Source organism: Stutzerimonas zhaodongensis (genome assembly GCF_003696365.1).
Classification (GTDB): domain Bacteria; phylum Pseudomonadota; class Gammaproteobacteria; order Pseudomonadales; family Pseudomonadaceae; genus Stutzerimonas; species Stutzerimonas zhaodongensis.
This window is the reverse complement of the sequence record NZ_RFFM01000026.1, coordinates 1-344: the sequence shown is the minus strand read 5'-3', so window position 1 is coordinate 344 and position 344 is coordinate 1. Positions and strand designations below refer to the sequence as shown.

Annotated in this window: 1 protein-coding gene; it reads right to left on the bottom strand. The window is 53.5% G+C overall.

The features are described 5' to 3' along the window. Positions 1–344, bottom strand: a 344-nt coding sequence (locus EA797_RS21865; protein WP_425275599.1) for a tyrosine-type recombinase/integrase, incomplete at both ends; no start/stop codon positions are given.

Below are 344 nucleotides of genomic sequence, written 5' to 3'. Positions count from 1 at the left end.
AACCGCACCAGCAACGAACCGTGATATGCCCTAAGCGTTCGGACAAACTCGCCTAACTCATCGAGCTTGAGCCAGGGATTGTGCTTAACCGGAGGCTGTTCGGCAGCAACGATGTCAAGATCCGTAGCCGGATTCACTTCCACGTATTCATGGACCATCGCGTAGCGGAAAATCTGATGTAGCCAGGTGCGTACCTTTTCGGCGACATTCAGAGTTCCGCGTTCTTCTACTGCGCGGATTACTTTGAGAATGTCGGACCTTCGCACCTCTGCAATAGGGATATCCCCAATGAGCGGGAGAATGTCCTTGTCCAGGTAACGTCGTGCTTGTGCGGCCGAACCCTT